This window comes from Streptomyces sp. NBC_00483, from assembly GCF_036013745.1.
Taxonomy (GTDB): Bacteria; Actinomycetota; Actinomycetes; order Streptomycetales; family Streptomycetaceae; genus Streptomyces.
Map to the genome: position 1 here is coordinate 8,351,013 of NZ_CP107880.1, position 20,579 is coordinate 8,371,591.

At 67.6% G+C, this 20,579-nt stretch carries 18 protein-coding genes; 14 read left to right on the forward strand and 4 right to left on the reverse strand.

All coding sequences use genetic code 11. From position 1 onward, the window contains the following. Positions 1-15: 15 nt before the first annotated feature. A complete protein-coding gene (locus OHA73_RS37275) occupies positions 16-1,461 on the reverse strand; it encodes a sugar porter family MFS transporter (protein ID WP_266722711.1) in 1,446 nt (481 codons plus the stop codon). Between the two features lie 308 nt (positions 1,462-1,769). Between OHA73_RS37275 and OHA73_RS37280 the strand changes: the two genes are divergently transcribed. The 8 genes from OHA73_RS37280 (at position 1,770) to OHA73_RS37315 (ending at position 11,159) form a co-directional block, all read left to right on the forward strand. Then, the gene (locus OHA73_RS37280; RefSeq protein ID WP_266722712.1) at positions 1,770-2,165 is read left to right on the forward strand and encodes a nuclear transport factor 2 family protein; all 396 of its coding nucleotides are present in this window, start codon (positions 1,770-1,772) and stop codon (positions 2,163-2,165) included. A 169-nt stretch (positions 2,166-2,334) separates the two neighbouring features. Continuing rightward, entirely contained in the window at positions 2,335-3,417 is a 1,083-nt protein-coding gene (locus OHA73_RS37285; protein ID WP_266722713.1) for a tartrate dehydrogenase, read from the forward strand. A gap of 44 nt (positions 3,418-3,461) precedes the next feature. Then, positions 3,462-4,868 carry an MFS transporter gene (locus tag OHA73_RS37290; RefSeq protein ID WP_327657291.1) on the forward strand — a complete coding sequence of 469 codons (1,407 nt, stop codon included), beginning with the start codon at positions 3,462-3,464 and terminating at the stop codon, positions 4,866-4,868. A gap of 25 nt (positions 4,869-4,893) precedes the next feature. Beyond that, complete coding sequence (locus OHA73_RS37295; RefSeq protein ID WP_266722716.1) at positions 4,894-6,375, forward strand: aldehyde dehydrogenase; 1,482 nt, start codon at positions 4,894-4,896, stop codon at positions 6,373-6,375. A gap of 72 nt (positions 6,376-6,447) precedes the next feature. After that, positions 6,448-7,200: an SDR family NAD(P)-dependent oxidoreductase gene (locus OHA73_RS37300; RefSeq protein ID WP_266722718.1), complete on the forward strand. Its 753-nt coding sequence runs from the start codon at positions 6,448-6,450 to the stop codon at positions 7,198-7,200. A 255-nt stretch (positions 7,201-7,455) separates the two neighbouring features. After that, a complete protein-coding gene (locus OHA73_RS37305) occupies positions 7,456-8,235 on the forward strand; it encodes an SDR family NAD(P)-dependent oxidoreductase (RefSeq protein WP_266722720.1) in 780 nt (259 codons plus the stop codon). An 85-nt stretch (positions 8,236-8,320) separates the two neighbouring features. Beyond that, positions 8,321-9,742 carry an MmgE/PrpD family protein gene (locus OHA73_RS37310; protein WP_327657292.1) on the forward strand — a complete coding sequence of 474 codons (1,422 nt, stop codon included), beginning with the start codon at positions 8,321-8,323 and terminating at the stop codon, positions 9,740-9,742. Between the two features lie 127 nt (positions 9,743-9,869). Next, the gene (locus tag OHA73_RS37315) at positions 9,870-11,159 is read left to right on the forward strand and encodes an MFS transporter (protein ID WP_266722723.1); all 1,290 of its coding nucleotides are present in this window, start codon (positions 9,870-9,872) and stop codon (positions 11,157-11,159) included. 17 nt (positions 11,160-11,176) lie between these two features. On the opposite strand, the gene OHA73_RS37320 is transcribed toward OHA73_RS37315, so the two are convergent. Beyond that, positions 11,177-11,994 (reverse strand): IS5 family transposase gene (locus OHA73_RS37320; RefSeq protein WP_443063197.1). Its coding sequence is split into 2 segments (ribosomal slippage): positions 11,177-11,662 and positions 11,665-11,994, totalling 816 coding nucleotides; the frame shifts between segments, so codons are not numbered across the junction. 188 nt (positions 11,995-12,182) lie between these two features. On the opposite strand from OHA73_RS37320, the gene OHA73_RS37325 reads away from it, so the two are divergent. The 4 genes from OHA73_RS37325 to OHA73_RS37340 all read left to right on the forward strand — a co-directional run bounded on the left by OHA73_RS37325 (position 12,183) and on the right by OHA73_RS37340 (position 16,084). Next, positions 12,183-12,482: a YciI family protein gene (locus OHA73_RS37325; protein WP_266722725.1), complete on the forward strand. Its 300-nt coding sequence runs from the start codon at positions 12,183-12,185 to the stop codon at positions 12,480-12,482. A 64-nt stretch (positions 12,483-12,546) separates the two neighbouring features. Beyond that, positions 12,547-13,587: a zinc-dependent alcohol dehydrogenase family protein gene (locus OHA73_RS37330; RefSeq protein WP_266722726.1), complete on the forward strand. Its 1,041-nt coding sequence runs from the start codon at positions 12,547-12,549 to the stop codon at positions 13,585-13,587. Positions 13,588-13,626: 39 nt separating this feature from the next. Then, the gene (locus OHA73_RS37335; protein ID WP_266722728.1) at positions 13,627-14,961 is read left to right on the forward strand and encodes an MFS transporter; all 1,335 of its coding nucleotides are present in this window, start codon (positions 13,627-13,629) and stop codon (positions 14,959-14,961) included. A gap of 61 nt (positions 14,962-15,022) precedes the next feature. Then, a complete protein-coding gene (locus OHA73_RS37340) occupies positions 15,023-16,084 on the forward strand; it encodes an aldehyde dehydrogenase family protein (protein WP_327657293.1) in 1,062 nt (353 codons plus the stop codon). Here the strand turns inward: OHA73_RS37340 and OHA73_RS37345 are convergent. Next, positions 16,081-16,898, reverse strand: a protein-coding gene (locus OHA73_RS37345) for an IS5 family transposase (protein ID WP_443063197.1) whose coding sequence is annotated in 2 segments (ribosomal slippage) — positions 16,081-16,566 and positions 16,569-16,898 — 816 coding nt in all. Because the reading frame shifts where the segments join, the coding sequence is not laid out codon by codon here. The two genes, OHA73_RS37340 and OHA73_RS37345, sit on opposite strands and share 4 nt — an antisense overlap. A 68-nt stretch (positions 16,899-16,966) precedes the next feature. On the opposite strand from OHA73_RS37345, the gene OHA73_RS37350 reads away from it, so the two are divergent. Next, on the forward strand, positions 16,967-17,377 hold the full coding sequence (locus tag OHA73_RS37350) for an aldehyde dehydrogenase family protein (protein WP_266722732.1): 411 nt from the start codon (positions 16,967-16,969) through the stop codon (positions 17,375-17,377). A gap of 64 nt (positions 17,378-17,441) precedes the next feature. Continuing rightward, positions 17,442-18,833: an MmgE/PrpD family protein gene (locus OHA73_RS37355; RefSeq protein ID WP_266722734.1), complete on the forward strand. Its 1,392-nt coding sequence runs from the start codon at positions 17,442-17,444 to the stop codon at positions 18,831-18,833. Positions 18,834-19,203: 370 nt separating this feature from the next. Here OHA73_RS37355 and OHA73_RS37360 read toward each other — a convergent pair whose 3' ends face one another. Beyond that, the gene (locus OHA73_RS37360) at positions 19,204-20,367 is read right to left on the reverse strand and encodes a hypothetical protein (protein ID WP_266722736.1); all 1,164 of its coding nucleotides are present in this window, start codon (positions 20,365-20,367) and stop codon (positions 19,204-19,206) included. Positions 20,368-20,579: the final 212 nt, after the last annotated feature.

The window sequence follows — 20,579 nt, forward strand, 5'->3', positions numbered from 1 at the left end:
TGGAAGGTGTCGAGGTCAGAGCAGGGGGCGTTCGGTGACCGTGCCGCTGTAGCGGTCGCGCAGTTCACCCTCGAGCTCCTCCAAGGTGCGTCCCTTGGTCTCCGGGACACAGCGATACGCGAAGAGCGTCGCCAGCATGTTGAGCACCATGAACCCGGAGAACACCGCCACCGAGCCGTACCGCTCGGCGAGGATCGGGAACAGGAAGGAGATGAGCGAGTTGGCGACCCACAGTCCGCCGAGCGAAGCGCCCATGGCGAACCCGCGGATCGGCAGCGGGAACAGCTCAGAGAGCACCAGGAAGCCCGTGGTGGCCAGGAAGGTCAGCATGAACGCCGTGACCAGCAGCATGAAAAGCAGGATCAGGTACGAGCGCAGGCTCGAGTCCGGCAGCAGATAGGTGATGAGGAGCCCCAGATGGGAGGCGGCCACACCGCCGAATCCGAGCAGCATCATCCTGCGGCGCCCCATCACACCGAGAACCCACATGCCCACAACCGTGAAGACGATCATCGAGATTCCGACGGTGACGGAGGCGAGCAGCGATGCGGACCGGGTGAGGCCGGAACTCTGCAGCACGGTCGGCGCGTAGTACATGACCACGTTGATGCCAGTAGTCTGTTGGGCCATCGCCAAGACGATGCCGACCAGGATCAACCGCTTCATCCACGGTTCACGGCGAAGGGCGGCGAGGACGGAGGCCTTGCCCTTGGCCGCGTCCGCTGTGACGACCGCCGTGATCTGCTCGTACTCGGCCTCGACCCGGTCGGCGAGGTGTGCCCGCTGCAGCGTGTGGCGCGCCTTCGACCACATCTGCTTGCTCGCGTACCAGCGAGGTGTGTCCGGCAGCGGCGACATGCCGAGGAGAAGTGCGACGGCCGGAATGAGAGCGACGCCCACCATGTAGCGCCACACGACAGGGTCGTTGATCAGATTGGCGAGTACCGCGTTGGCGACGAATGCCAGGAACAGGCCGATCGTCAGCATGAGTTGGTTCATCGTGACGATGCGGCCCCGCTGTGAAGCCGGCGCCATCTCGGCGAGATACAGCGGTACGACGACGGAGGCGACACCGACGGCGTAGCCGAGCGCGATGCGGGCCCCGATCAGGATGGCGACGCTGGGAGCCAACGCGCATGCGATCGTGCTGACGACGAAGATCACGCTGGCGATCACCAGTGACTTCTTGCGTCCCACCCGGTCGGCGACGGGTCCGCCCAGAAGCGCGCCTGCCGTCGCGCCGGGGAAGAGCAGCGAAGTGACCACCAGCCCCTCGGTGACCGCGGTCAGCTGAAAGTCCTCGCGGAGATACACGAGTGCGCCCGAGATCACCCCGGTGTCGAACCCGAAGAGAAGGCCGCCCAGGCTGGCGATCGCCGTCAGCCGGAACAAGAAGGTCCTCGGGTCCTCACGACCGCTTGGGCGGGGCAGGACGCGCGTGGACGGTGGATTGTCAGACATGCAGTCTCCCTGGAGGTCGTCCCGTAACCGCAGGTGATGGCTGGTGTGTGTGCCGACGGGCGGGCGCCGCAGCGCGTGGTGCCGCAGTCGGCGATACGAGGGGGCGTCGAGCACGTGGTGCCCGAGCGTCGCTGAAATCCGCACCATCTGGTGTTTCACGCCGGCGGCTCTAGTGTGACGGCGCACACACTTCTCGGATGCGTCCTGGACAATATCCTGCAATGTGAGATTCAGTCAATGAAACCCGGGTGGCCTTGTTGAATCACCGGCAGCCCGGCCACGTTCCCGAGGCAAGGGTCTGAATCACCATGCACGCAAGCACTGAGACACTCAGGCTGCTCACCGAGTACTACGCCGCGATGGAGGCGAACCGCCCCCATGAGTTCGGCTCGTACTACGCGGAGGACATGACGCTCACGTTCGGGAACAGCCCCGAGGTCAAGGGGCGAGAAAACGTCGTCTCGGCCTTCCGTGACGCCCTTGACGATGTCGCATCGCTCGGACACGACCTCGTGAACGTGTGGGAGGAAGAGGGCGGGGTGGTCTTCTTCGAGTCCATCGGCCGTTGGACACTCCACAGCGGGGTCGTGATCGAGATCAAGGCGGCCTCCAAGATCACCATCGTTGACGGCAAGTTCGTCGACCAGCGCATTTACGTGGACAACGCTCCCGTATCCGAGGCGCTTGAGCGAGAGCGCGCTTAGCTGTCCCACCTGCTGCGCCCCAAGGGCCATCGCATCCATCGATAGGCGCTGCCTCCAAGCCGGGAAGCGAACCGGTCTTGGACACACTCGCGACGTCAGCCGTTCAATCACCTGTAACACGACCTGGCTGAAACGCCGGGCTACTGGTTCGACTGGACGGAGCCATCTCGTGACCACTCTCCGCACCTTCCGCATCGCGGCGATTCCCGCGGACGGCATCGGCAAGGAGGTCGTGGCCGCCGGACGCCAGGTGCTCGATGCGCTCGCCGCGGACAGCGCCGGAGCGTTTGCCTTCGACTGGCAGGAGTTCGACTGGGGCTGCGAGTACTACGCCCGTACGGGCAAGATGATGGCCGACGACGGCCTCGACCAGCTCAAGGACTTCGACGCCATCTACTTCGGCGCGGTCGGCTGGCCTAGCGTCCCCGACGACATCAGCCTGTGGGGCCTGCGCCTGAAGATCTGCCAGAACTTCGACCAGTGGGCCAACGTCCGCCCGGTGCACTTCCTGCCCGGTGTGGTCAGCCCGCTGCGCAAGGCCGACGACACCGAACTCGACTGGGTCGTCGTCCGCGAGAACAGCGAGGGCGAGTACGCGGGTCTCGGCGGCCGCAACCTCTCCGGGCGCGGTCCCGGCGGTGAAGTGGCCGTCCAGTCCTCGCTGTTCACCGAGGTGGGCTGCGAGCGCATCATCCGCTTCGCCTTCGACCTGGCCCGCACTCGCAGCCGCCGCAAGGTCTCCTCGGTGACCAAGTCCAATGCCCAGCAGTACGGGATGGTGCTGTGGGACGACGTGTTCAAGCGGGTGGCCGCCGAGTACCCGGACGTGGAGACGGAGAGTGTGCTGGTCGATGCCATGTCGGCGAAGTTCGTGCTCAAGCCCGAGGACCTGTCGGTCGTCGTCGCCTCGAACCTCAACGCCGACATCCTCTCCGACCTCGGCAGCGCCCTTGCCGGCAGTCTCGGCCTCGCGGCCAGTGCCAACCTCAATCCCGAGCGGCGTTTCCCGAGCATGTTCGAGCCGGTGCACGGCTCGGCCCCCGACATCGCGGGGCAGGGCCTGGCCAACCCGATCGGCGCGGTGGGCAGTGCGGCGTTGATGCTGGAGCACTTCGGCCTGCCCGACCAGGCGGCCCGCCTGAACAAGGCGATCGAGACCGTCACGGGCGCTGGAACCCTCACCCGCGACGTCGGCGGCACCGCCACCACCGACGAAGTCACCAAAAACCTGATCGACGCCCTCAGCCCCTAAACCACCCCCAACTCCCGGCACGGGACCCCGACTAGGAGCAGCCGATGACGTCCGCCTCCGCACCACCAGAGCCGCACAGCACCACCGTCGGCAAGAAGCCCCTGAAGTCGATGGAAGTCCGCACGGTCGCCAGCGGCACCCTCGGTTCCGCCCTGGAGTACTTCGACTTCGCTACCTACGGGATCCTGTCCGCGACGGTCTTCCCGCAGCTGTTCTTCCACCAGCTGGGGTCGACCGGCGGCCTGCTCGCCTCGTTCGCCACCTTCGGAGTGGGGGTCGCGACACGACCGCTCGGAGCGGTTCTCTTCGGGCACCTCGGTGACCGGATCGGCCGCAAGCCGATCCTCTTCGTCACCCTCGCGCTGATGGGCGCCTCGTCCATCCTGATCGGCTTCCTGCCGACAGGCAGGGGAGTCGGCATCGCCGTCCTTCTCGTCGCGCTCCGCTTCGTGCAGGGGGTGTCGCTCGGGGGCGAGGCGACCGGCGGCCAGATCCTGTCGGTGGAGAGCTGCGACAGAAGCCGCCGCGGCCTCATGGGCAGTTTCGTGGTGATCGGGTCTCCGCTGAGCCAGGTGCTGGGCAACGTCGTCATCGCTGTGCTGAGCGCGTCATTGACCGAGGAACAGTTCCTGGCCTGGGGGTGGCGGGTCCCGTTCATCGGGAGCATCGTGATCGTCGCGACCGCGGTGTTCATCCGTCTCAAGCTGGAAGAGACGCCGGCTTTCGCGGACAATAAGGACGCTGAGATCGCGACGCCCGCCGAGGGCAGCTCCCGCGGCGCCGGCATCCGCGTGCTCAAGACGCATCCACGCCAGGTGATCGGACTGATGCTCGCCTGGGCAGGTACGACGCTGAGCTTCTATCTGATCGCGGTTTACGGGCTCAGCTATCTGCCCTCCGCGACCGGCATGTCTGCCCAGACGGCGACGGTCATCATGGTGGTCGCGAACGGCCTCTCCGCCGGCTTCGCGATCGCCGGAGGGTACGTATGTGACCGCATCGGGCGGCGCCGCGTCTGGCACATCGGCCTCGGCGGATGCTTCGTCGGCATCGTTCTTTTCTTCACCGCCGCGACCCCCAACCCGGTCGTCACCGGAGCCATCGTCGCCCTCGTGATGTGCTCCATCCAGTTCCTCAGCGGCGCCCAACCCGCCCTGTTCGCCGAGCAGTTCCCCACGCAGGTCCGATTCACCGGCATGGCGCTCGCCTACACCGGAGCCAACGTGTTGTTCGCGGCCCCGGCACCGTTCGTCGCCGCCGGCCTGACGGCCCTCGGCGGCAGCAAGCTCGTCATGACCGTGAACCTTCTCGTGCTGGTGGTGTCCGCCGTCGCCGTCTCGACGTGCCGCGAGGGCGGACACCGCGACCTGGGTTCGGACACGGAAGCTGTGCGACCGTCCGGCCGGCGCGAGACCTCACCCGCAATGACCGCCAGCAACACCCCGCAGTAGTGAACCGCCAGTAAGGACACGCAACATGAAGCAGTACCTGCACTACATCGACGGCGCCTGGGTGCAGCCGGACAGCGGCGCCTGGATCGACTCGACGGACCCCTACCGCGGCGAGACCTGGGCCCGCATCGCCCGCGGCAACGCAACCGACGCGGAGCGCGCGGTCACCGCGGCCCACCGCGCCATGACGCAGGGGCCGTGGTCCACCGTGACCGCCTCCGAACGAGGCAGGGTGCTGCGCCGTATCGGAGACGCCATCACCGAGCACGCCCAGACCCTGATCGAGACCGAGGTGCGCGACAACGGCAAGTTGCTCGCGGAGGTCACCGGCCAGATGAAGGCCGTGGCCGACTGCTGGTACTACTACGCGGGTCTCGCCGACAAGATCGAAGGCTCTTCGATCCCGCTGGAGAAGGCCGACTCGGTCGCCTTCACACGCCGTGAACCGGTCGGTGTCGTCGCCGCGCTCACCGCGTGGAACTCCCCGCTGTGGTTCGCCACCGTGAAGGCCGCGCCGGCCATGGCCGCCGGCTGTGCCGTCGTCGTCAAGCCTTCGGAGTACGCCTCCGCCAGCACACTGGAACTCGCCGGCCTGTTCGCCGAAGCGGGCGTGCCCGACGGGGTGTTCAACGTCGTCACCGGCCTGGGCCCGGACGTGGGCGCGCCCCTCGTGGAGCACCCCGATGTAGCCAAGATCGCCTTCACGGGCTCCGACACCACCGGCGCGAAGCTCTACGAGACGGCCGCGCGCAACGTCAAGCGGGTCTCGCTGGAACTGGGCGGCAAGTCCCCGAACATCGTCTTCGAGGACGCCGACCTCGACCTGGCCGCGGTCGGCGTCGTCTCGGGGATCTTCGGCGCGGGCGGACAGATGTGTGCCGCGGGCTCCCGTCTCCTCGTCCACTCCTCCATCAAGGAGAAGTTCCTCGCCAAGATCGTCGAACTGGCCAAGGGAATCCGGCTCGGCGACCCCATGGACCCGGCCACGAACGTGGGCCCGATCTCCACCCCCGCCCAGTACGAGAAGGTCCTCCACTACATCGACGTGGCCAAGCAGGACGGCGCCCGCCGCATCCTCGGCGGCAGTCCCGCCACCGGACCCGGCCTGACCGGGGGCCAGTTCGTCGAGCCCACGATCTTCACGGATGTCACCAACGACATGCGGATCGCCCAGGAAGAGGTCTTCGGGCCGATCCTGGCCGTCCTCGACTTCGACGACGAGGGAGAAGCGGTCCGCATCGCCAACGACATCCCGTACGGCCTGGTCGCCGGGGTATGGACGCGCGGCATCGGCCGGGCCATGCGCATGTCCAAGGCGCTCAAGGCGGGCAGCGTGTGGGTCAACACCTACCGGACGTACAGCTACATGGTGCCCTTCGGCGGCATGAAGCGTTCCGGACTCGGGCGTGAACACGGCATCGAGGCCGTGGACGCGTACCTGGAGACCAAGAGCATCGTCCTGTCCACGAACGACGACGCCCCGGCCAACGCGTTCGTCATGCGCTGACCTCACCGCCGTGCCCCTGCCCACGACCGGCAGGCCGCCCCCTCTCACACATCTACTGGATGGAGCAGAAGCATGAGCAGCGCACCGATACCGGACGATGCCGCGCGCGGCCGACTGCGCGGACGCCGCATCGCGGTGACCGGCGCGGCATCCGGCATCGGCCGGGCCACCGCCCTCCTCTTCGCGCAAGAAGGCGCCTCCCTCGCCCTCCTGGACCGGGACCCGGGCGGCCTGAAGGAGACCGCCCAGGAGACCGGTGGGTCCGCCTTCGAGGTGGACATCACCGCGGAGGACGAGGTGGCGGCCGCCGCCGAGCGCGCGGCCGTGGAGCTGGGAGGTATCGACGGCGTGGTGAACGCCGCCGGCATCATGTTCCGCGGCCTGGCCGCCGACGTACCGGCGGCCGACTGGCGCCGCGTCCTGGAAGTGAACCTGACCGGCACGTACGTCGTGACCCGCAGCTTCCTGCCCTGGCTGACCCGGGAGGCCGCCGCCAGCGTCGTGAACATCGCCTCGGGGCAGGGCCTGCTGCCCAACTCCCCGGGCTACACGGCGTACGCCGCGTCCAAGGGCGGGATCGTGGCCCTGACCAAGGCGCTGGCGGCCGAACTGGCCCCGCGGATCCGGGTGAACTGCATCGCCCCGGGCATGGTGGACACGGCCATGGCCGACGGCCACCGGGACGCCGCCGCGTCCACCTACGCGCTGCAGCGCATCGCCGACCCGACCGAGATCGCGGCCTCTCTCCTCTTCCTCACGAGCACCGATGCCTCCTACGTCACCGGCTCGGTGTTGGGCGTCGACGGAGGCCGCGCGTTCCACTGAGAACCTGGCCTGCCGCCGCTCGGCGGCGGCAGGCTCCCGCCGCCGTACACACCCGGCGGCAAGGCGACAACCAGATGCCGCGTCACCGACACATCTACGTGTGACGTCATTGGGGCCCCGAAGTCGGCGTACGACTCCGCCCCGCCGCAGCACACCCTCACCCCACCCAGGACCGCGGCACCCAGATGGGCCGGCCTGTTGTCCTGCCGTGTGGCCCAAGTTCGCTTTCCCACACCTAAGTTGAGGAGTACACCCATGTCTGGACGGCTCGACGGCAAGGTCGCGATCATCACCGGAGCGGCGCGCGGCCAGGGCCTCGCCGCGACCCGCATCTTCCAGGCGGAGGGCGCCAAGGTCGCCATGCTGGACCTCGACGGCGAGAAGGCCGCCGCGGCGGCAGGGGAGCTCGGCGTGCCCGGGCTGCTTCCGCTGGCCTGCGACGTCGCCGACGCGGCGAGTGTCCGCACGGCGGTGGCGCGCGTCATGGAGGAGTTCGGCCGGATCGACGTCCTCTACAACAACGCCGGCGCGAACTTCCGCAAGCCCGGACCGCGCGACGACTCCCAGGACGGTCCCACGATCGACCTCACCGAGGAGCTGTTCGACAAGTCCATCGCAGTCAACCTCAAGAGCGTCTTCCTGATGGGGAAGTACGCGCTGCCGCACATGATCCAGGGTGGCGGCGGATCGGTCATCAACATTGCTTCCCTGGCCGGGCACTGGATCGGCGCTCCCAACCACGCCTACACCGCCGCCAAGGCGGGCGTGATCGGCATGACCCGGGCCGTGGCCCAGACCTACGGCGTCAACGGAATTCGCGCCAACGTCATCACGCCCGGCCTGGTCCAGACCGAACTCGTGGCGAACATCCTCGCCGATGAGGCCTGGCGGGAGAGCTACGAGCAGGGCACCCCGCTGCGCAAGCTGGGCGAGCCCGAGGACATCGCGCGCGTCGCCCTCTTCCTCGCCTCGGAGGACTCGGCGTTCATGACCGGCTCGGTGCTGACCGCCGACGCGGGCTACATGGTCCGGTAGTCCGCCAATCGGCCCCCTCACGGTGTGTCGGCCCGGGTGCGGCCGGGTCGGCACACCCCCGTACACATCGAACCGGAGGAGACACATGACGCACTCCACGAGCGTCTCGGACCACCCCGCCGAACTGTCCGGCGTTCTGGCCGAGTTCGCAGCAGAAGCCGCGTACGAGAAGCTGCCGCAGCCCGCCGTCGACGGTGCCAAGAAGTCGCTCCTCGACACGCTCGGCGTGATCCTTGCCGCCAGTGGGACCGAGCCCGCGGCGCGCGCCGCCGTCGGCGTCGTCAGGGATGCCGGTGGGCAGCCGCAGGCGACCGTCCTCGGCCACGGCTTCCGGACGTCGGCGGTCATGGCGGCCTTCGCCAACGGCGCTATGGCGCACTGCCTCAACTTCGACGACCAGACACCGTGGGGCCAGCACTCCGCCACCTCCATCATCCCCGCCGCCCTCGCCGTCGTTGAACGGCAGGGCGGGATCTCCGGCAAGGACCTGATCGCGGCCGTCGCGGTCGGCCAGGACCTCTTCACCCGGCTTCGGCGACACGTCGGCTGGCGTCAGGACTGGAACCTGTCGTCCGTCATCGGTGTCCTCGCCGCCACCGCCACGGCCGGACGGCTACTGAACCTCCCACCCGACCGGCTCGCCCACGCCTTCAGCTTCGGTGCCATCCAGTCAGGCGGCTTCATGGACATGGTGAGCGGCCCCGGCAGCGAACTCGGCGGCATGTACGCCGGGTTCTCCGCCAAGGGCGGTGTACTCGCCGCCCTCCTCGCGCAGCGGGGAGCCAAGGGCACCGACACCCTCTTCGAGGGGAAGAACGGCTTCTTCGCCACCTACTTCGGCGGCAGCTACGACCGGGAGAAGATCCTCGACAACCTCGGTGGCGAGTACTACGGAGCCGCCACGCTCTACAAGCCATGGGCGGCCGTCGGCACCGCGCACAGCCACATCCACGCGACGCTGGAGGCCATGGCCCGCCACGGTCTGAACAGCGACGACATCCAGGAACTTCGCGTCTACGCCGGCGACTGCCATGAGGGACTGTGCGCACCGTTGGACGCGCGGCGGGCGCCTGCGACGCTCATGGACGCCCGGTTCAGCCTGCCGTTCCTGGTGGCCATGGCAGCCGTGCACGGCGACCTCAAGGCCGGCGATCTCACGCAAGCGGCGCTGAAGGACGACCGAGTCCTCAAGCTCGCACGCAAGGTCGTGACTGTGTCCGATCCGGCCCTCGACTGGAAGGACGAACTCCCCAGCGGACGCGTCGAGATCGTCACCAGGGACGGCCGCCGCGTCGAGCAGAGCGGTGAGGACACACCTGGCTCCGCCACCAGGCCCTTGGCCTGGACCGACATCAACGCGAAGTTCGCGGACTGCGCCGCCTTGGCCGCCGTACCGCCGTCGCCTGAGCAGATCGTCGCGACCCAGCGGGCAGCGGCAGACCTCGAATCGGCCGACGACGCGGCACACCTGATCCGGTCTCTCACCGATACCCCGAACGGGCACTGAGCCTTCCCGGTAGCCCTTCGCCCCTCGTGAATGTCCTCGACAACAACGAAGTTGGACGGATCTCATGACCACAGGCGACACAACACCCACCCCTCCAGGTGTCGATGGCCCAGGCGTCATCCGCAGGGTGAAGCGATCCGTTCTGCCGATCGCGTTCCTGCTCTACATGTTCAGCTACATGGACCGCTCCACCATCAGCTACGCGGAGCTGACGATGTCGAAGGACCTCGGCATCGGGCTTGCCACCTACGCGGCGGCAGCTTCCGTGTTCTTCATCGTGTACGTGCTCCTGGAAGTACCGAGCAACATCATCATGGCGAAGGTCGGAGCCCGCGCCTGGCTCTCGCGCATCGCCGTCACCTGGGGACTCGTCACCCTGCTCACCGGCTTCATCGCCAACACGACCCACCTGTACATCGCCCGGGTCGCCCTGGGCATCGCGGAGGCGGGACTCTTCCCGGGCCTCGTCCTCTATCTCACCTACTGGTTCCTCAGCCAGGACCGCAGCCGCGCACTGGCCGGCATGGTGTTCGCCATGCCCGTCGGACTCATCGTCGGCAGTGTGAGCGCCGGCCTGATCCTGGACCACGTCGACTGGTTCGGGCTCGCCTCGTGGCGGTGGCTGTTCGTCCTGCAGGGCCTGCCGCCGATCCTCCTGGGGCTGTGGACCTTCTTCCGCATGGCCGACCGCCCGGCCAAGGCCCGCTGGCTGAGCAGCGCCGAATCCACCTGGCTCGACAACGAGATCAACGCCGACTACCAGGCCAGGGACGGCGCCAACGCGGAAGGAGCCGGCCATCCCGAACTGCGCGCCATCAAGAACCCTCGGGTCCTCCACCTGGCCGTCGTGTCCTTCCTCGGTGGTGTCGGCACCTACGGCATGACCTTCTTCCTCCCGCAGATCGTCGCGCAGCTGGATTCCGGATACTCACCCACCAACATCGGCTTCATCGGGGCCCTGCCCTACGTGTGCGCGGCGCTGGCCATGCTGTTCGTCGCACGCTTCTCCGACCGCACCGGCCAACGCAAGGCCGCGGTCATCGGCTGCCTGCTCACCGCCGTCGCGGGACTCGTCCTGACCATGGTCTTCCGCAACGTTCCCGTGCCGGGACTCATCGGCCTGTGCCTGTTCGCCATCGGCATCGTCTCGTACATCCCGCCCTTCTTCGCCCTGGCCACTGAAGTGCTCAGCCGCGCTCAGAGCGCTGTCGGGTTCGCAGTCATCAACTCGGTGGCCTCCCTCGGCGGGTTCGTCGGGCCGCTGCTCATCGGAAAGGTGGCCAAGGAGGGCAACACCGCGTTCGGCCTCATCGTGCCGGCAGTGAGCCTGGCCGTCGCCATCGTGCTGATGGTGTGTCTGCGGCGGGGCGGCGCCTCTGTGCATGAGGCTCCCCAGATCTCGACGGTGACCGGCTGAGAGGGCGTTAAGAGGTGCTAACAAAGGCGTTGGACGTGCCGATGAGTGATCAGGCAGGCGGCCAGCCCGAGGAAGGCTTCATGGATGTCGTCACGCCGCTCCCAGCGGATGCGGAGACGACGGAAGCCGTGCAGCCACGCGATGGTGCGCTCGACCACGTACCGGAAGGTGCCCAGTCCGGTGCCGTGCGGCTGACCGCGTTCGGCAATGACCGGGCGGATGCCGCGCTGTCGTACCTGGCGCCGGTAGATGTCGTGGTCGTAGCCGCGGTCAGCGAACAACAGGTCCGGCCGCTTGCGTGGCCGTCCGACCGTGCCTGCCACGGCGGGGACCTTGTCGAGCAGGGGCAGGAGTTGAGTGACGTCGTTGCGGTTGCCGCCGGTCAGCGATACGGCGAGCGGGATGCCCTGGCCGTCGGTGAGCACGTGGTGCTTGCTGCCCGGCCGCGCGCGGTCGACCGGGCTCGGCCCGCTTTTGGGCCCCGCCGAGCGGCCCGCACGTGCGAGGAATCGATCACCGCCCGGGACCAGTCCAGCTTGCCCGCCGACCGTAGCTTCTTCAGCAGCACCAGGTGCAGTCCGTCCCACACCCCCGCCTCGTTCCAGGCGGCCAGCCGGCGCCAGCAGGTCATGCCCGAGCCGAAGCCCAACTCCTGCGGCAGGTACTCCCATTGGATGCCGGTGTGCAGCACAAAGAGGATCCCGCACAGTGCCTGCCGGTCCGGGACCCGTGGTCTGCCCTCGACCTTCTTCGGGCCCGGCTTCGGCAGCAACGGCTCGATCATCGACCACAGTTCGTCCGACACGATCCATGGCCGCGACTGACGCTCTCCCATGACCAGACCTACGGACAGACAGACCGAAACACTCATGATCAGCAGCTTTTGTTAGAGCCTTTAAGCCCGCTTTTGATAGCGGCCTCGTCCGGATTGGGTGAGGAACCCCGCGGGGGGAGGCTTCCGCGTCCGGCCGGGGATCTTCGGATCCACCCAGAAAATTGTTGCCACGATGAAGGAGAGCATTCGTGCCGTTCGCAATCAGATTCACCGACCGTGACGGGGTTCGCGAAATGAAGAAAGCGCTCCGTGCGGAACATCTCGAATACGTCGAATCGAACAGGTCGCGCATTATCGTGAGTGGAGGCACGTTCCCTGACGGTGATGACTTTCCTGTCGGCGGGATCATCATCCTCGACGTCGACACCAGGGCGGAAGCCGTCGAATACATCGAGAACGATCCGTTCTTCGTGCACGGCATTTTCTCCGAGTATCTCGTCGAGCGTTTCGTCAAGTTCATATTCGACGGCAAGAGGGCTGCTGGCTAAGCACGGTTCCACCGGCTTCGCCGACTGGCGATTCCGTCCATCCCAACAACCCTACGGAGTAACAATGAAGGGCGCAGTTTTCCTGGGCGACCGCATCGTTGAGCTCAGGGACTTCCCCGACCCGCAGCCCGGCCCCGGTGAGGTCGTCGTCGCCATCAAGGCGTCCGGCATGTGTGGCAGCGACCTGCACGTGTACCGAGAACAGGCAGGTCGGGCCACCACGTCCGGGGAACACATCAACGGACACGAGCCGGCCGGAGTTGTCCACGCCGTGGGCCCTGGTGTGCCACCGGACGCCGCCCGCGTCGGTGACCGTGTCATGGTCCACCACTACATCGGCTGTACGCGGTGCGACCACTGCCGCTCCGGCTGGCCTCAGATGTGCACCGGGCAGCCGTTCCGTGCCTTCGGCACCCAAGAACACGGCGGACACGCGCCGTTCATGCGGGTGCCCGCCGCGACCCTGGTCCCGCTCGATGACACGCTGAGCTTCGAGGCGGGAGCCGCCATCGGCTGCGGCACCGGCACCGCCTGGGGAGGCCTGGAGCGCCTCGGCCACATCGGGGGCAGGAACCTCGCGGTGTTCGGCCAGGGCCCGGTCGGACTCTCCGCGACCATGCTCGCCACGGCACGCGGCGCCCGGGTCGTCGCGATCGACCCGGAGCCGGCGCGGCGCGCCCACGCCCAACGCTTCGGAGCGGTTGCCGCGATAGACCCGACGGCCGACCAAGCCCCGAAGGCGCTACGGGAGTTGACCGGGGGAGACGGCGTACCGCTTGTCCTGGAGACCTCGGGCGCCTCATCGGCGATCAGGGACGGAATCGCGGCCCTCGCCCCGTGGGGGAAGGTCTGCCTGGTCGGACTCGGCGGTGAGGCGCGCTTCGGCACGGTCGACGTGCACCGCAGCCAGATGACTCTCATGACCTCCTGGACGATGTCCATCGTGCAGCAGCGCCAGTGCGCCGCTTTCATCGCCCGCAACAAGCTCCCGGTCGACGACCTCTTCACCCACCGCTGGCGCCTCGATCAAGTCGTCGAGGCCTACCAGGAGTTCGACCGGCAGGCAGCCGGAAAGGCAGCCATCGTCTTCGACGACGCCGCGTAGCAGACACCCGTCTATAGGGCCTCAACGAGGAGAGTCCGCATGACAGACGCAAGCGCCCGACGAAGGATCATCGGTGGGTCCTTCGGCAACTTCGTGGAGCTGTACGACTTCTTCGTCTACGGCTTCTCGGTGCCCATCCTGGCCTCGCACTTCTTCCCGGCAGGTGACTCCACGGCAGGACTGCTCAGTACGTTCGCGGTCTACGCCGCCGCTTTCCTGATGCGCCCCGTCGGCGGCATCCTCTTCGGCCGGCTCGGCGACCGCCTCGGCCGGGTCAGGATGATGGTGGTCACCGTGGTGACCATGGGTGCCTGCACCATGGTCATCGGTCTGGTGCCGACCTACGAACACATCGGCATCGCAGCCACCGTGCTCCTGGTCGCCGCGCGCCTCGGCCAAGGCCTGTCCATGGGCGGAGAGACCAGCGGCGCCTACAGCTTCCTGCTCGAATCAGCGCCAGAGGGCCGACGTGCCAGGTGGCTCGGATACGGCGCCGCCATGGCCTTCGCGCCCGCCGCGATCGTCGGCCTGTTCATCGTGGGCCTGCGCAGTGCCATGGGCGACGACGTGTTCCAAGACTGGGGCTGGCGCATCCCCTTCATCCTCGGCGGTCTGCTCGGACTGATCGGAGTCCTGCTCCGCGCCCGCCTCAGCGACCCCGAGGAGTTCGTCGAGGCGCGGAAGACGGAACACGTCAAGGACCCGCTGCGGGCCGTCTTCAGGACCCAGCGGCGCACCATGCTCAACGCCGGACTGCTCTCCTCGGTCAACGGCCTTGTCACCTACGCACTCAACGGCTACCTGTACACGTATCTGCTCACCGTCGTCGGCCTGGACGAGATCCCCGCGCTGCTCGTCACCTCAGCGGGGATCGCGGGCGGCGCGATCCTGTATCCCGTGACCGGCGCCATGGCCGACCGCTACGGTCGCAAACCGCTGCTCATCGCTGGCACCCTCTGGACAGTGGCAGGCATCTACCCCGCCTTCGCGCTCGCTTCCAGCGGCTCCGTCGCGGCCGCCTGCGGCGCCGCCGCCATCCTGATGATCGGCACGGCGCTCACCACCACACCACAATTCGCCGTCCAGACAGAGCTGTTCCCGACGTCGATGCGCTACTCCGGGCATGCGATTGCCACCAACCTCGGCAACGCACTCTTCGGTGGCACCGTCGCACTCATCTCGGGAGTACTGGTGAGTGCGACCGGATCCTCCGTGGCGCCCGCCTTCTACATCATGGGCGTGAGCGTGTTCGCCTTCGTCGTCGTGCTGTTCACACCAGAGACGAAGGACTTCGACCTCCGGCACTCGCGCGTCAGGGCCCCCGGTGCGTGCCACGAGGACCGCTCGGCAAAGGAGCCGACTCAAGCTGGCTGACACCACACTCGGCCCCAACTGGTCAGGAACCAAACCCCACACCGCACCATGGAGGAACTCGATGCACCGGCACACCCGCTACGACCGTCTCTTCATCGGAGGTGAGTGGGTCGAGCCCGCGACCGCAGAGCGGATCGATGTGATCTCCCCGGTCACGGAGGAGCCGGTCGCTTCCATTCCGTCAGGCTCGCCGGCCGACATGGATCGCGCGGTGGCGGCAGCCCGCGCCGCGTTCGACGGCGGCTGGGCGACCAGCCCGATCGAGGAACGTATCGGCGTCCTGCAGCGGTTGCGCAACGGGATCGAGGCGAACAGTGAGGAATTGGCGCAGCTGATCACCCAGGAGATGGGCTGCCCGATCACGCAGTCACGCACCATCCAGGTGGTCGCGCCGCTCGGCGTCCTCGACACCTACTTGAGCCTCGCGCGCGACTTCCGCTTCGACGAGGTGCGGCGATCCCTCAACGGTGCGGCCGCGCTGGTCACTCGGGAACCGGTGGGCGTGGTCGCCGCCGTCATTCCGTGGAACATGCCGTTGTCCATCGCTGTCCAGAAGATCGCGCCCGCGCTCCTGGCCGGTTGCACGGTGGTGCTGAAGCCCTCGCCCGAGGCGCCGCTCAGCTCCTACCGTCTCGTCGAGCTGCTCACCGAGGCCGGCCTACCGCCCGGTGTGGTGAACATGGTGCCCGCCGACCGCGAGGCCAGTGAGTACCTCGTCACCCACCTCGACGTGGACAAGGTGTCGTTCACCGGATCCTCTGTGGCCGGCCGCCGCATCGCCGCCCTGTGCGGCCAGGACCTGCGGCGCGTCAGCCTCGAACTGGGCGGCAAGTCAGCCGCGTTGATCCTCGACGACGCCGACTTGGACCAGGCCGTCGAAGCGCTGCGCCTCGGCTCCTTCCGCAACAGCGGGCAGATCTGCACCCTGAAGACACGCATCCTCGTCTCGCCGCGCCGCCACCAGGAACTGCTGGACCGACTGGTGGCCCTCGTCGAGTCCATGCCGCTCGGCGATCCTGGACGCCCCGAGACCCATATCGGCCCGCTGGTCAGCGCGCGCCAACGAGGGGTGGTCGAGAAGTACCTGGCCATCGCCCGCGACGAGGGCACTAAGAGGTGCTAACAAAGGCGTTGGACGTGCCGATGAGTGATCAGGCAGGCGGCCAGCCCGAGGAAGGCTTCATGGATGTCGTCACGCCGCTCCCAGCGGATGCGGAGACGACGGAAGCCGTGCAGCCACGCGATGGTGCGCTCGACCACGTACCGGAAGGTGCCCAGTCCGGTGCCGTGCGGCTGACCGCGTTCGGCAATGACCGGGCGGATGCCGCGCTGTCGTACCTGGCGCCGGTAGATGTCGTGGTCGTAGCCGCGGTCAGCGAACAACAGGTCCGGCCGCTTGCGTGGCCGTCCGACCGTGCCTGCCACGGCGGGGACCTTGTCGAGCAGGGGCAGGAGTTGAGTGACGTCGTTGCGGTTGCCGCCGGTCAGCGATACGGCGAGCGGGATGCCCTGGCCGTCGGTGAGCACGTGGTGCTTGCTGCCCGGCCGCGCGCGGTCGACCGGGCTCGGCCCGCTTTTGGGCCCCGCCGAGCGGCCCGCACGTGCGAGGAATCGATCACCGCCCGGGACCAGTCCAGCTTGCCCGCCGACCGTAGCTTCTTCAGCAGCACCAGGTGCAGTCCGTCCCACACCCCCGCCTCGTTCCAGGCGGCCAGCCGGCGCCAGCAGGTCATGCCCGAGCCGAAGCCCAACTCCTGCGGCAGGTACTCCCATTGGATGCCGGTGTGCAGCACAAAGAGGATCCCGCACAGTGCCTGCCGGTCCGGGACCCGTGGTCTGCCCTCGACCTTCTTCGGGCCCGGCTTCGGCAGCAACGGCTCGATCATCGACCACAGTTCGTCCGACACGATCCATGGCCGCGACTGACGCTCTCCCATGACCAGACCTACGGACAGACAGACCGAAACACTCATGATCAGCAGCTTTTGTTAGAGCCTTTAAGGCGGTGGTCGGTGGCGGCCGTCCCCAGGACCTTTCGCGGGGCTGGTACGTCGAACCGACGGTGCTCACCGGGGTCGAGCCGGGCATGCGCATTGCGCAGGAAGAGATCTTTGGCCCGGTCGCCTCGGTCCTCACCTACGCCGACGAGGACGACGCTGTCGCGATCGCCAACCACTCCACGTACGGCCTGAGCGGCGCCGTCTTCACCTCCGACGTCGATCACGGCCTGGACATCGCGCGTCGGATCAGGACCGGCATGGTCGAGCTCAACGGCAACCCGTCCGGACCCGGAGCCCCGATGGGCGGCTTCAAGGGGAGCGGCCTCGGCCGGGAGAACGGACCCGAAGGCCTGGCAACGTACACCGAGTTGAAGTCGATCGGCCTGCCACAGGAAGTGGCGGACCGACTCGCGTAAGCCAGCGACGGTCGCCCGCATCAACAGCCCCTGAGCAACGAACCACCCCCACCGAGGTACCTACATGGCCTTCCCGACCAACGACATCGTCCACCACCTGGCGGCGTGCGCCGCCGAGACCCGGTACGAGGACCTTCCGCCCGAGGCCGCCGAAGCGGCCAAGAAGAGCATCCTGGACACACTCGGAGTGATCCTCGCGGCCAGCGGCACTGAGCCGGCCGTGCGCGGTGTCATCGACCTGGTCCGGGAGGGCGGCGGCCGCCCGGAGGCATCCGTCCTCGCCTTCGGCGGGAAGGTCCCGGCCATGGCGGCGGCGTTCGCCAACGGCGCCATGGCGCACTGCCTCGACTACGACGACCAGACCCCGTGGGGCCAGCACTGCTCCAGCTCGATCGTCCCGGCCGCGTTCGCGGTCGCGGAACGGCAGGGCGGTGTCCGTGGCGCCGACCTCATTGCCGCGGTCGCGGCCGGGCAGGACCTGTTCGCCCGTTTGCGCCGCAACGTCGGCTGGCGCAAGGACTGGAACCTGTCGACCGTGCTGGGAGTATTCGCCGCGACTGCGGCGGCAGGCCGCGTACTCGGCCTGTCCGGTGAGCGTCTGGCGGACGCCCTGGGCACCGCGAGCATGCAGTCCAGCGGCGTCATGGAGGTGGTCGCGGGAACAGGCAGCGACCTACGAGCCATGTACGCGGGTTTCTCCGCCAGGGGAGCGGTCACCGCAGCCCTCCTCGCCCAGAAGGGCATCACAGGTGTCCCGGATCTCTTCGAAGGCGAACACGGCGTTTTCCGCACGTACTTCGGGGGCGTCTACGACCGCGAAGCGATCCTCGCCGACCTGGGAACGGACTACCAGGGCGGCGGAACGCTCTACAAGCCCTGGCCGGCGGTCGGCACCGCCCACAGCCACATCCACGCCACCATCGGCCTCATGACCGACCACGGCCTGGCCACGGACGACATCGACGAGATCCGCGTCCACGTCGGTGACTACCACGACCTGATGTGCCGTCCCCTCGACGCCCGTAGAGCCCCGTCCACGCTCGTCGACGCAAAGTTCAGCCTCCCGTTCCTGGTGGCCGTTGCCGCCGTCCGCGGCACCGTCCGGGTGTCGGACTTCCTGCCTGAGGCGCTGCGGGACACCGAGGTACTGGACGTGGCTCGCAGGGTCGTCCCCGTACCCGACAAGAGCCTTGACTGGACGATGGAACTCCCGCCGGGGCGTGTGGAGTTGGTGCTGAGTGACGGCCGGCGTGTCAGCCGCACCGGCACCGGTGTTCCGGGTAGTACCGAGGCGCCGATGATGTGGGGCGACATCACCCGCAAGTTCGAGGACTGCGCGTCGGCGGCTGTGACTGCTCCGGGCTCGGACAAGGTCCGCAGCGCGGTGCGGCTGGTCCGTGACCTCGACGCGGTGGACGACGTCACGGAGGTGGTCCGGGCTCTCGCCGCGAACTGAGGCGAGGGCACGTCTCGACGCTGAACTCGTCCTGTGTATACGTTCGCCACGCTTCATGGCCCTGTGGGGGGCGAAACTTGTTGCTGCCGGTCAGGCTGTGTATCTGTACTCGCTGATGTCGCCGCCGAGGACTCGACTGTGCAGGAGTCGGCATTCTCCGCGAGGAACTCGGATTTGATGGCATTGCTGCAGCCGGATGCGTCCGGAGCGGTTTGTAGGAGCGCTTTCGGGGATCGCAGGTGGCTGGTACTGAGCTTGCAGCGCGGGTTGCCAGAGTTCTTGGAGGCGAGCGCCCACCGGCTGCCGTCGGGATAACGGCTCCCCTTGACATACGGATGCCAGCACCGACTGACATGACTCGATTGGGAGATCAACTCCGCTCGTGTTCCCCGCTGTCCGGTTCGCTTTCTCCGGTCAGGGTGTCCATCGCGTAGGGGTGGACGTAGCGGCCGTCGTTGAAGGGCTTGAACCAGTCGGCGAGCCCCATGGGTGCGATCCGCAGCATCTCGCCGACGGGGCTGTCCTCGATGCCGTCGGCGGCGTCGTCGTACAGCCATTCATGGTCCATGTCCTCGTACACGAGGTCGGCGAAGCAGTCGAGAGCCTGCTCGACACCGTCGTCGAGCAGGCCGAAGGTCTCCAGGCAGACCTTCGCCTCGTTCAGCAGGAGCCGCAGTGCCAGTTCCTCTGTGACACAGCTCAGCTGGGTGAAGGTGCCCTGCGTGAACCGGGTGGTCATGGCGATCATGGTGACCAGGAAGCGGCGGGCGAACTGTTCGTCGTAGCGCAGGGCGTAGCGGCGGGGCAGGTCCTCCAGGTGCCACAGCACGTCCTCGCACTCGGCGACGTTGGTGTCCGCTTCGGTGAGGGTGTGGACGTCCATGAACAGCTGGTCGATCATCACGTCTGTGGCCCAGATCAGGGCGCCGGCGGCCAGTTGAGCGTCTTCATCCGCGGTGCCCTCGTAGTCGCCGAATTCCTCATCTTCTTTGTCCTCTTCGGTGATCACGCCGAACATCTGCGGTCCGAAGGCTTTGAGCTGGGGTGCGAGGGCCAGCATCTGGCGGCGGGTCTTCTCGGAATCCGCCGCGATCTCCGCCTCACTCGGTGCGGATGTGTGGGTGGTCTGGGCCAGGTGGGCGCGTCGCGACGCTGGGTCAGGGGCGGGGGTTTCCGGGCCCGTTGCGGCGTCCAGGCTTTCCTGGGCAAGCTCCGGGTGGAGCTGAACTTCGCACTTCTCGACGGTCCACTCGGCAAGCAACTCCGTGCGTTCCAGGAGCTCTTGGACGAGGGCGCGGACTGCTTCCTCGGCGATCTCCAGCGTGGGGGCGTGCGCGAAGACCTTCAGTAGTGCGCCGCCGGGGTGGACGGCGACGAGGCTGTCGACGACCTCCACCTCCATGCCGTCCCGGCCCTCGATGCCTTCGACGGCGTCGAATCCTTGCTCCAGCAGCGCGATGGCCCCGACGCGCTGCAACTCGTCCATCTCCGGGGCGCCTTCGGAGGTCTGGGTGTCTACGGTCACGACATACATCACTCCGTCAGCTTTGCAGCACCGGGCAAGGCGGAGGGGCAGTTGTTCGGAACAGCGTGACTGATTCTCGGCGAGAGCCCGGTCCGGAACGAGCACCTGGGCGGGCCTCTTCTCCACCCGCCTCCGGATCCCGCCGCTCTGGAGGTTGGAACTGGTTTCTACCCCAGCCGAGGGCCGGGCTGTGGATCATCAACTCCAGGCCCTGGTTGAGC